Annotated in this window: 11 protein-coding genes and 2 riboswitches; of the genes, 3 read left to right on the top strand and 8 right to left on the bottom strand. The window is 57.7% G+C overall.

What is annotated here, in order from left to right; all coding sequences use genetic code 11:
* Positions 1–242: 242 nt before the first annotated feature.
* A complete protein-coding gene (gene murA / locus HMPREF2547_RS07870; RefSeq protein ID WP_224433880.1) occupies positions 243–1,505 on the bottom strand; it encodes a UDP-N-acetylglucosamine 1-carboxyvinyltransferase in 1,263 nt (420 codons plus the stop codon).
* Between the two features lie 47 nt (positions 1,506–1,552).
* Here murA and HMPREF2547_RS07875 point away from each other — a divergent pair, with 47 nt between their 5' ends.
* Positions 1,553–2,152, top strand: a complete 600-nt coding sequence (locus HMPREF2547_RS07875) for a cob(I)yrinic acid a,c-diamide adenosyltransferase (protein ID WP_049173053.1) — start codon at positions 1,553–1,555, stop codon at positions 2,150–2,152.
* Positions 2,153–2,223: 71 nt separating this feature from the next.
* Here the strand turns inward: HMPREF2547_RS07875 and ramA are convergent, their stop codons facing one another.
* The 5 genes from ramA to HMPREF2547_RS07900 form a co-directional block, all read right to left on the bottom strand.
* Positions 2,224–3,060 (bottom strand): acetate metabolism transcriptional regulator RamA, encoded by an 837-nt coding sequence (gene ramA / locus HMPREF2547_RS07880; protein ID WP_005511953.1) that lies wholly within the window; start codon positions 3,058–3,060, stop codon positions 2,224–2,226.
* Between the two features lie 475 nt (positions 3,061–3,535).
* Positions 3,536–3,793: riboswitch (cobalamin riboswitch) on the top strand.
* Between the two features lie 194 nt (positions 3,794–3,987).
* A complete protein-coding gene (locus HMPREF2547_RS07885; RefSeq protein ID WP_049190261.1) occupies positions 3,988–4,812 on the bottom strand; it encodes an energy-coupling factor ABC transporter ATP-binding protein in 825 nt (274 codons plus the stop codon).
* 2 nt (positions 4,813–4,814) lie between these two features.
* Positions 4,815–5,552, bottom strand: coding sequence for a cobalt ECF transporter T component CbiQ (cbiQ, locus tag HMPREF2547_RS07890; RefSeq protein WP_049190262.1), 738 nt, complete (start codon positions 5,550–5,552; stop codon positions 4,815–4,817).
* Complete coding sequence (locus HMPREF2547_RS07895) at positions 5,549–5,926, bottom strand: energy-coupling factor ABC transporter substrate-binding protein (protein ID WP_049173058.1); 378 nt, start codon at positions 5,924–5,926, stop codon at positions 5,549–5,551. Before HMPREF2547_RS07895 ends, cbiQ begins: the two co-directional genes overlap by 4 nt.
* Before the next feature lie 38 nt (positions 5,927–5,964).
* On the bottom strand, positions 5,965–6,747 hold the full coding sequence (locus HMPREF2547_RS07900; RefSeq protein WP_049190264.1) for an energy-coupling factor ABC transporter permease: 783 nt from the start codon (positions 6,745–6,747) through the stop codon (positions 5,965–5,967).
* Between the two features lie 66 nt (positions 6,748–6,813).
* Positions 6,814–7,083: riboswitch (cobalamin riboswitch) on the bottom strand.
* A 303-nt stretch (positions 7,084–7,386) separates the two neighbouring features.
* On the opposite strand from HMPREF2547_RS07900, the gene cysK reads away from it, so the two are divergent.
* Both cysK and epsC read left to right on the top strand, forming a co-directional pair.
* Positions 7,387–8,319, top strand: a complete 933-nt coding sequence (gene cysK / locus HMPREF2547_RS07905) for a cysteine synthase A (RefSeq protein ID WP_049173059.1) — start codon at positions 7,387–7,389, stop codon at positions 8,317–8,319.
* 115 nt (positions 8,320–8,434) lie between these two features.
* On the top strand, positions 8,435–9,028 hold the full coding sequence (gene epsC, locus HMPREF2547_RS07910; RefSeq protein WP_005511963.1) for a serine O-acetyltransferase EpsC: 594 nt from the start codon (positions 8,435–8,437) through the stop codon (positions 9,026–9,028).
* 100 nt (positions 9,029–9,128) lie between these two features.
* Here epsC and HMPREF2547_RS07915 read toward each other — a convergent pair whose 3' ends face one another.
* Together HMPREF2547_RS07915 and HMPREF2547_RS07920 are read right to left on the bottom strand one after the other, a co-directional pair.
* Positions 9,129–9,410, bottom strand: a complete 282-nt coding sequence (locus HMPREF2547_RS07915; RefSeq protein ID WP_049173078.1) for a GNAT family N-acetyltransferase — start codon at positions 9,408–9,410, stop codon at positions 9,129–9,131.
* A gap of 107 nt (positions 9,411–9,517) precedes the next feature.
* A complete protein-coding gene (locus tag HMPREF2547_RS07920; protein WP_048733759.1) occupies positions 9,518–9,973 on the bottom strand; it encodes a hypothetical protein in 456 nt (151 codons plus the stop codon).
* Positions 9,974–10,100 lie beyond the last annotated feature (127 nt).

Raw genomic sequence — 10,100 nt, forward strand, 5'->3', positions numbered from 1 at the left:
ACATCAGCCAACCAAACACATAAACTGCCTGGCCGCGCTGACCCCGAATACATTACACACACCCCACCAAAGACACAAAACCCCAGGTAAAATAGAGAAAACCACCACAAGCCACCACTGGAGAATCACTCCCTACGGTTCTGAAGCATCCAGAACCGAAGACTTGCGATGGTTTTCCGCACCGCGTGTTTAACTAGCACCGTGCGCTTAGCCGTTAGCCACTGACCAGAGGCCAACAATCACTAGCTAACCCGTTCAACCGATGCGCCAAGAGAATTGAGTGTCTCTACGAAGCCCGGGTAACCGCGATCAATGTGATAGACATCGTGCACCTCAGTGACGTCACCTTCTTCAGTGCACAGTCCAGCAAGCACTAGTCCCGCTCCGGCGCGAATGTCCGAAGACCACACAGGTGCCGAACTCAACGTTTCCTTTCCGCGAATCATCACGTGATGACCATCGATAGTCGCGTCAGTGCCGAGGCGAATCATCTCGTCGACAAACCGGAAGCGCGACTCAAAAACGTTCTCGGTAAGCACCGACGTCCCTTCGGACACCGCAGACAGAGCAATGGCCATGGGCTGCATGTCCGTCGGAAAGCCAGGGTAAGGCAGCGTTTGGTAGTTCACACCCTGCGGACGCCCGTCCATACGCACGCGGAAGCCCTGCGGGTAGGTCTCGACCTGAGCGCCTGCGTTCTTCAGTTTTTCCAGAGGAAGGTGCAGGTATTTAGGGTTAATGCCAACGACCGTAATATCGCCGCCGGTCATCGCTGCAGCATAAGCCCAGGTCCCTGCGATAATTCGGTCGCCGACAACCTTGTGCTCAGTCGGGTGCAGCTTCTCTACGCCCTCAACCGTGATGGTGTTAGATCCCGCACCCGAAATCTTGGCGCCCATCTCCACGAGCATCTCGCACAGGTCGACAATTTCGGGCTCACGGGCGGCGTTATCCAGCACAGTCGTACCTTCCGCTAGTACGGCCGCGGTCAGAATATTCTCGGTCGCGCCGACGGACGGGAAGTCCAGCTTGATGTTCGCCCCCTTGAGTCGCCCCGCCTCAGCCACCACGCAACCGTGGTGAATATAGGTGCGTGCTCCCAATTTCTCCAGGCCAGCCTGATGCATGTCCAGCGGGCGGGAACCAATAGCGTCACCACCGGGCAGTGCGACAATCGCGTTACGGGTACGCGCCGTCAGCGGCCCGAGCACACAGACCGAGGCGCGGAACTGGCGCACGGCATCGAAATCGGCGTGATGCGAGAGTTCTTCGGGCACCGTGATTTCAATCCGGTCGCCCTCGCGCGTCACGGAGCAGCCGAGCCCTTCGAGGACCTTTTGCATCAATGGCACGTCGTCAATTTCAGGGCAGTTCGTCAGTACTGTCGTGCCCTCGGCGAGAAGCGCCGCACCCATCAGTTTCAGAACCGAGTTCTTCGCCCCGGAAATCTGAACCTGACCATTTAGCGTCGCTCCGCCTTTAACCAGAAATCGCTCATTTCCCACTCCCCCAGCCAACCACATTTCGCAATATCGCGCTTAGGCTTGAAGCTATGAGCGTTCATCTAACTCGCATTTACACTCGCACCGGCGACGACGGCACCACTGGATTATCCGATTTCAGCCGCGTTCCCAAGGATGATTCTCGCCTTATCGCCTACGCCACGTGCGAGGAGGCCAACGCCGCACTCGGCCAGGCGCTCAGTTTCGGCACGCTTGACGACGAAATCTCGGCTGTCATTCGCTACGTGCAGAATGACCTATTTGATGCCGGAGCCGACCTGGCAACACCTATTGAAGAAAACCCGAAGTACCCGCCGTTGCGTATCGAGCCGGATTACATCGAGCGACTCGAGCACTGGTGCGACCAATTCAATGAACAACTGCCGAAACTGGATTCCTTCATCCTCCCGGGAGGCACACCAGCCGCAGCACTGCTACACACAGCTCGGGTGATTACTCGCCGAGCTGAGCGTGCAGCATGGGCTGCCTGCCGCGAATTTCCCGAAACCACCTCAGTCCTACCGGCGAAGTATCTCAATCGCCTGTCTGACCTGCTGTTTATTCTTTCGAGAGTGGCCAATGACGGAAACGACGTTAAGTGGATCCCCGGTGGTGAGCGCGAAGCCCAGCGGCAAGCAGGGGGTAAGTAGCGGGTCAGGTAGCAGAACTGACTACCCCAATACCCGCGGGTTTGGACGCAAAGGAACCGTCGTCAAGCGGTTTACGGCAGTGCGCCGATGCGACGAGCCGCGTTGACGGCCTCGTAGCGAGTGTGGGCGCCCAGCTTGCGCATCACGGAGCGGAGGTAGGACTTAACCGTCTCGGCACCGATGCCCATTTCCTCTGCGGCCTCGACGTTGGTGTGACCGAGGGCGACACAGGCGAGAACATCGAGCTCACGAGCCGACAGCTTGGTGGTCTGCTTGACGCGAACCGGGGTGACCATCTGATCGCAGAGCACCTCGAGCTCCTGGCGCAGCTTCTCGTCATCCACACGGTTAGCGAGCATGCGCAGCTTGGAGTGCGTGGAACGAACCTGCTCCCACTCAGCGCCATTCATGATGCGGCCGCCCTTACCGTTGCCAGAGCGATCCATGTTGCGGCAGGCATCGACGACAGCGAGGTCCTGCTCCAGGCAACGGGCGGTCATTGTGACCTCTTCAAGAACCTTGTCCCCCAGGCGCACCGAGGAGTGCACGCCACCGTAGAGCACGCCACGGACAAGACGCGAAACGATCACCGGCACGGCGACCAGCGAGTGCAGGCCTTCGTCACGAATCTTGTCGTCATACTCATGGGTAATAACCTTGGCGCGCAGGTAGTCACTGACACCCACCGGGCGGCGCGTGGCCAACACGCGACCACCGACACCCGCACCCGATTCCACAGTCAGATTCTGCAGGGCTGGGGTACGCAGGCCAACCCAGTTGTTGATCTGCATCTTAGAGTTATCGGTGACTTCCGCATACATTGTGACCGGAATACCAGTCGCATTCTTTAGGGCGACCAAGGACGACTTAATAACCTCATTGTCGTCCAGAATGCGGTGGGGATCCATCTCGCGTCCTCCTGCGTAACGGGCAAATTGCTTCACTGGTACCCACAGAGGCACCATCAGCCTGTGACTTCGCGCCGACTTACACTCCTACGAAATGGTCAACTACCGCTCAGCGACTACTGACCCTTTCGGGGGCTGTAAACCGTACAAAGTAGATAGTACCCTCCGAACGGGTACACCTGCATTAAGGCATCCGTCACACAATCTTAGGAAACAACTAGGTTTCTCTACAAGTACGTAAAGAAAACACCAGGATAAATCCTGCCATTAGCCCCGCTGTCGCCAAATAGGCGCAAGGTAGGGGGTAACAATTTTTCCGCTAACAAACTGCGTGAATGTTGATAACGGAGGGTAATGAACAGCGTTTTACCCCCAATGCGGACATTTTCGAAAAAGACCTTCGCTTATTTAGTTCATTGCGCTATTGTTATCACTGCAACAGGTTTTGTTGAGTTCCATCTTTAATGCTACGTCCTCCACGTGGTTGTCCGAAGGTGGTGCACAGCAGACGCAAGAGGGAATCCGGTGCAATTCCGGAACTGTCCCGCAGCGGTAATCTGGAACAAAATTCGTCAACGGCACTGAGGTTATTTCAACCTTGGGAAGCGGCGAAAAGTAGGAAAATTGATAATAAGGTTCTGCACGTAAGCATCGAAGCAAGCGGCAGTCGTCATCCCCTTATTGTCGGTCACGCCAGGAAGTCCGAATACCTGCCTGATGCGCCGAGGACACTGCAAAGTGCCACGGCCACGGAGATCGCCCGCGGACAGGTGTGACGTGAAATGGAAGCGAAGAAATGCGACAGCTTCGCCTATATTTCTAGGCCTATCTTTATAGGCATTGCGCCCTACCCGCGGGCGTTTTTCTCATTTTTAGCGCGGTTTAGCTGCACATATCGATGAGCTATTCACCAACCAAGCCACTCGCCTAAACATCCTCTGGATGGCACACATCTCGCCCAATCGCCTTGGAGACCACGGGCGCCCAGGGCAAAGCCAGTCGAGCATGTTCGACCAACCGTCGATCGGCCAAAATTTCTTCCTTGGCGCCGACGCGCAGTTTGCCGTCGGCAAGCACCGCTGCCCTATCGGCGAAATTCCACGCGAAGTCGATGTCGTGCGTGGCGACGACGACGGCAGTGCTCTGATCGCGCAATTGATTGAGCGTGTGTGCAAGCTTTCGGGTCGCCTGCGGATCGAGGCCGGCGGAGGGCTCGTCGAGAAGCAGCACACGCGGATGCATCGCCAGCGCACCAGCGAGAGCGACGCGCTTGCGCTGACCATAGGAAAGCTGGTGCGGAACGCGTTCGGCGAGATCGGTGATCTCGGCGGTACCTAGAGCCTGCCGGACGCGCCGTTCGACTTCCTCGTTCTTAAGCCCCAGGTTGACGGGACCGAACGAGACGTCTGCAAACACGCTAGCCGCGAAGATTTGCTCATCCGGATCCTGCGTGACCATCTGCACTGAGCGACGGACCGCATTGCGGCCGTGCCGGGAGTACGTGTAGACGGTGCCGTCAAGGCGGACCTCACCACTATTGGGCTTAGACGCTCCCGCGAGCATACGCAACAGCGTGGACTTGCCCGAACCGTTTGCCCCCAACAGCGCTAGGCGCTCGCCACCCGAAATTGCCAGATCCACGCCTTTCAGAACGTGGGTTTCGTCGTAAGCGTATGTAACTGCAGCCGCTTCGACAATGACACCGTTGGCACCATGTACGTGATCAGCGCGATTTTTCCTGCTGCTCGACATCCCTATACACCCCATTTCAGCAGCGCCCAGGCCGCAATCAACGACAAAAGTAATGCACTGGATATCGCGATGAACTTCGGCTGCCTGGGCCGCGAAATCACCAGTACTTTCATTGCGCTCGGATCGGCGCGCAGCTCGATTCCCTCTTGCATCTTGCGCGCGCGGGTAAAGGCAATTACAAAGAGGCTGGCGGACTGTGCCGCTACATCTCGGATCATCGCCCGGCGCGTGGAGTGTCCCAAGCGTCGTGCTTGCGCTTCCGTCATCGAGTGTGCGGAGTGAATCAGCACGCCGGTCATCCGGTAAATCACCTCGGCGAGGTACGTCAAGTATCGCGGCAAGCCGTGCTTGTCGAGCCAGGCAATGAGCTCCGAAATCGGAGTGGTCAGCGCAAAGACCATCGTGCAGCTGATACCCGCAAACGAACGCATCACAACCTGCGCCATTCGCTGCGGGCCATCCGGCGACCACGCGAGACCGTCGGGAGTAAGCGCTACCAAAAGCGGAAACGCGCCGACGAGCACAAAAGCCGCCGGTGCCAGCACCATTGCCACATACAGCTTGCGGGGCACTCGGGCTATGTACGCAATAGACCAAGCAATGACCGCAATGACAGGCGCAAAGGGAATTGGCGGTAGCGCAACCGCCAGAATCAGCAGCCCACCGAGCAGCAGAATCTTTTCACCCACGTTGCGGCGTGCCCAAGCGCTGCGCGCCGCTGCAGCTTCTAGCGCATTCACTGCTCTTTCTCGCGCTTGTCCGAACGCGCAGCAGCCTTCCCTCGGTAGAAGCCAATAACGTAGAACAGGACGCCAGCACCGATAACGGCCTGGAGCGCGAACAGACCCGACTCGACCTCACCCGGCAGCTCGCCGACGAGTGGCTCGAACCACGGCTCGTAGTTCGGGTCGATTTCCTGAATTGTCTCCGTAGCGGTGGCATCAGTGCCGGCGAACGGCTCCTCGGCGTCGTCGTCCCCGTAGTTGAAGAACAGCGGGAACATGGCAATTACGACTACCAGGACAATGAGACCAACGCTGACCCACACGGAGTTCTTCTTCGGCTGGCTAGCTGCCTGTGCGTCGACAATCTGCGCGTTGTTTTTTGCATTCATAATCGTGCTCTCTTTCGCTTCTTTTCGCTTGACGACGGCTACTGCTTCTGGCCAGATACGGATGCAGCTGCCGCATTCTGCGAAGTGACAGATCCTGCAACAGCGTCAGCCGTGGCTTCTGCAGCTTTCGCCTCCAGCGCCGGTGCTGGCGCATCACCGAAGCGGGACAGGAAGCCGAGATCGAGGAGCTCAGAATGTGCCACGGCCAGCAGGGTGCGCATGAGAATGACGGTGACCAGAGCCTCGATGATCGCCAGCGGAATCTGCGTGATAGCGAACAGGCCGAGGAATGTAGCCAGAGCGCCGCCGACACCGCCCGGGTTTGCCGGGTGTGCAAGAGCGAGCTGCACGGAGGTCACAACATAGGTGGAGAGGTCAGCGAAGAACGCTGCCATAAACACACCTGGTAGTAGGCCTCCGCCGAGCTTTCGAGTCAATACGTAGAAGGCGTAGCCAACCCACGGGCCGACGATTGCCATGGAGAAGATGTTCGCACCGAGCGTCGTAATGCCGCCGTGAGCGAGCAAGATTGCTTGGAAGAGCAACACGATGGAGCCAAGCAGCGCCATCACCGGAGGTTTGAAGATTACAGCACCAAAACCTGTACCTGTCGGGTGCGAAGTGGAACCCGTCACAGATGGAATCTTGATTGCGGAGAGCACGAAGGTAAACGCACCAGCAGCACCGAGCAGCATGCCGCTACCGGGATGTTCTTTCATAGTGCGCTTGACTTGAATTGCGCCGTGAATGACAAAGGGAGCGGCAGCTACACCCCACCCAATGCAATGAGTGACTGGGAGAAATCCCTCAGCAATATGCATGATGTAAATCATCTTTCTACGGCGCTATTCACCTCGACAGCACCGCTCGACCGCCAATCCGCGGACGCGAATTGGATGATTTACAGTCGGTCTCCTGGCTGATGGGCTGAGGAAAGCTTCACACTTCTATTAATGCCTCGCCTCCTTCCCCAAAGGTTTGAGTCCCTCTGAGTGGCTTCGACGAAGCACCGCAATCGCTGAGTCCATTGTCTGCGTTTTTCGGTTATCACATATAACCGCTGTGCAGATAAGGGCCGCAATCGCACCCAATCACAGTGGCGAGGGCCGCTGCCTATTCACAAGGCATTCCCGTGCACTGTAAATCACGTCTCAGAATAGTGGATTCTAAGAAACTTTAATGCTCTTTACCCTCACAATGGAGGTAAGGACGAGCGAGGCAATGAGACAGCGTTAACGTGGCAATAGCAGGGGCATTGCGAAAATAGCGGTGCGACTGCGACGGCGCCGGCCGCGGCGACTATGACGGTGGCGGCACCGGAACTGACAGCTTCCACTTCCCTACGCAAGCCATAAAATAGACGAACTGGTCTGTACTAATTGCAGGATCAGGCGTACACTACGGCTACACGCGAAAACTCATTAGGAAGTCCTCTGTGATTTCCGGAATGGATAAGATTAATGACTATTTATAACGATGTCACTGAACTGATCGGCAACACCCCGCTGGTTAAGCTCAACCGTGTTACCGAGGGCCTGCCGGGCAACGTGATTGCCAAGCTGGAGTTTTACAACCCTGCCAACTCGGTCAAGGACCGCATCGGCAACGCAATTATCGATGCCGCCGAGCGCTCTGGCGAGCTCAAGCCGGGCGGAACCATCGTCGAGGGTACCTCGGGCAACACCGGTATCGCGCTGGCAATGGTCGGCGCAGCCCGCGGTTACAAGGTCATTCTCACTATGCCGGACACCATGAGCCAGGAGCGCCGCGTCGTTCTGCGCGCATTTGGCGCTGAGCTTGTACTCACCCCGGGCGCGGATGGCATGCGCGGCGCTGTCGATAAGGCCAACGAAATCGTGGCTAACACCGACAATGCAATCCTGGCTTCCCAGTTCGCCAACCCGGCCAACCCGGCTATCCACGAGGCAACCACTGGTGAAGAAATCTGGGAAGCTACCGACGGCAAGGTTGATTACTTCGTGGCTGGTGTCGGCACCGGCGGCACCATTACCGGTGCTGGTCGCACGCTGAAGAAGCACAACTCGGACATCAAGCTGGTTGCCGTTGAGCCGAAGGCCTCCCCGCTGCTGACCGAGGGCACCGCCGGCCCGCACAAGATTCAGGGTCTGGGCGCAAACTTCGTCCCAGAGGTTCTCGATCAGGAGCTTCTCGACGAGATCATTGCGGTTACCAACGAGGACGCTATTGAGGTCTCCCGCAAGGTCGCTGCAGCCGAGGGCATCCTCGGCGGCATTTCTGCCGGTGCAAACATCAAGGCTGCTCTCGAGATTGCAGCCCGCCCGGAGTCCGAGGGCAAGAACATCGTCGTGATTGTTCCTGACTTCGGCGAGCGCTACGTCTCCTCCATCCTGTACGAGGATCTGCGCGACTAAAGCCGAGCACTATAAGCGCCCGTAACCTTCTCTGCAGAGCCCGCTAGCTGGCACTTTCCGTCGGCAAGCGGGTTTTTGCATTGCCCACACCTCCGACCAGATAGAATTGACGCCCATGAGTGACTTTTTCCGAATCCTCAAAGAGGATCTGGACAATGCCCGTGCGCATGACCCAGCTGCGCGCAGTGATGTAGAAAATGCCATTGTCTACTCCGGCCTACACGCAATCTGGATTCACCGATTCTCGCACCGCCTCTGGAAACGAGGCGGGATTTTCAAGGGCATTGCACGAGTACTCGCACAGTTTTCCCGTTGGCTGACTGGTATTGAGATTCACCCGGGCGCTCAAATTGGCCGAAGGTTCTTCATCGACCACGGTATGGGCATCGTCATTGGCGAAACCGCAGAAATCGGTGACGGCTGCATGCTCTACCACGGCGTGACGCTTGGCGGCCGCTCACTGGAGAAGGTAAAACGCCACCCCACCCTGGAGGACAACGTCACCGTCGGAGCAGGTGCGAAAGTCCTTGGCCCCATCACAATTGGTGCAGGCTCATCAATCGGCGCCAACTCCGTGGTCACCCACAGCTGCCCACCCGATTCCATCGTGATAGGAATTCCGGGCCGCGTACGCCCTGCCAAGCCCGAAGAGCACAAGCCGTTGTGCGATCCGGCGGTGTACGTCCAGGGTGACGGAGACTTCATCTAGCCCCGCCCTAAAACTAGCTCTACATACAAAAGCCGACCGGCTGCTCTTCCTATCGTGAGCAGCCGGCCGGCTTCTTTGTGCGTTCTTCGCCCTTCAGCGACTAGTCAGCCAGTAGATCCTGGTAGTCCGGGTTTTTCTCCACGAAGTTGGCAACAGCGGAGCAGCTGGTGCGAATCTTTCGGTTGTTCTTCCGAACATCATCCAGCGCGCCTGCGATAAGCGGCTTGGACAGGCCTTGTCCACGGAATTTGCCATCTACAACCGTGTGGTCAAAGTCCAGGGCACCTTCCACCGGGGTGTAAGCGGCAAAGCCGGCCTCTTCTCCCTCTACGGTGAGAACGTAGCGCTGACCGGCCTCATCATGCGAAATAGTGTGTGCCATTTTCGGAATCACTTCCCTCTCATGGTTGTGAAGCGTCGTCATTGCAAACGACTCTTAGGATGTAACCCAGATAACAGCTCTCGCTTCGGATTAATTCCGAATTCTGGTTAATTCTGCACTAGCGGGGGTTCGCCCGGGTGCTCGTCGGCACGCCCGACAGCGACACGGCACGGGACATCGCCCTTCGCGACCTTGGTCGCAGCCTCCCCCTCTGCCCACCCCGGGCTGACGGCCTCAGCGAGCGGGCCTGCCAGGTCCGCCATTTCGCAGTGAGACAGCCCCGGAGCCACCACACTGATGCGGTAACGCTTCCGATCCCCCGGATCCATGCCCGGGTTGGCCTCCGCCCACAAATCAGCGAGAGAGGAAGTGCGCCCCACATCGGGCATGACATCCTCGTAGACGTTGACTTCCTGATCCGGAATCAGTTCCGCGAGCACCCCACGAACCTTCTCAGCAGCCGATTGGCTGCCCTCAGCATCCGTGTAGACGAAGATGCGCACGACCCACGGCAGCGTCTTATCGTCGGACAGCGTTCCTGCTGAGGCGAATTCCTTACTCATGCACAACATCCTATCCGCTAGGGTGTGTACGCGGTTTATTTTCCCCCACTTTAAGGTTTTCGCACGGCTCGATGCACTGTGCTTTACGACGATCCCGGGTTAAGTAAAGAAAAGTGTGTCCGCATGC

Origin of the sequence: Corynebacterium sp. HMSC055G02, assembly GCF_001809065.1 — a bacterium.
Classification (GTDB): domain Bacteria; phylum Actinomycetota; class Actinomycetes; order Mycobacteriales; family Mycobacteriaceae; genus Corynebacterium; species Corynebacterium jeikeium_D.

Coding starts and splice junctions, on each gene's coding strand:
- HMPREF2547_RS07875 (WP_049173053.1), top strand. CDS start 1,553: ATGAGCGTTCATCTAACTCGCATTTACACTCGCACCGGCGACGACGGC.
- ramA (WP_005511953.1), bottom strand. CDS start 3,060: ATGGATCCCCACCGCATTCTGGACGACAATGAGGTTATTAAGTCGTCC.
- HMPREF2547_RS07885 (WP_049190261.1), bottom strand. CDS start 4,812: ATGTCGAGCAGCAGGAAAAATCGCGCTGATCACGTACATGGTGCCAAC.
- HMPREF2547_RS07895 (WP_049173058.1), bottom strand. CDS start 5,926: ATGAATGCAAAAAACAACGCGCAGATTGTCGACGCACAGGCAGCTAGC.
- HMPREF2547_RS07900 (WP_049190264.1), bottom strand. CDS start 6,747: ATGCATATTGCTGAGGGATTTCTCCCAGTCACTCATTGCATTGGGTGG.
- cysK (WP_049173059.1), top strand. CDS start 7,387: ATGACTATTTATAACGATGTCACTGAACTGATCGGCAACACCCCGCTG.
- epsC (WP_005511963.1), top strand. CDS start 8,435: ATGAGTGACTTTTTCCGAATCCTCAAAGAGGATCTGGACAATGCCCGT.
- HMPREF2547_RS07915 (WP_049173078.1), bottom strand. CDS start 9,410: ATGGCACACACTATTTCGCATGATGAGGCCGGTCAGCGCTACGTTCTC.
- HMPREF2547_RS07920 (WP_048733759.1), bottom strand. CDS start 9,973: ATGAGTAAGGAATTCGCCTCAGCAGGAACGCTGTCCGACGATAAGACG.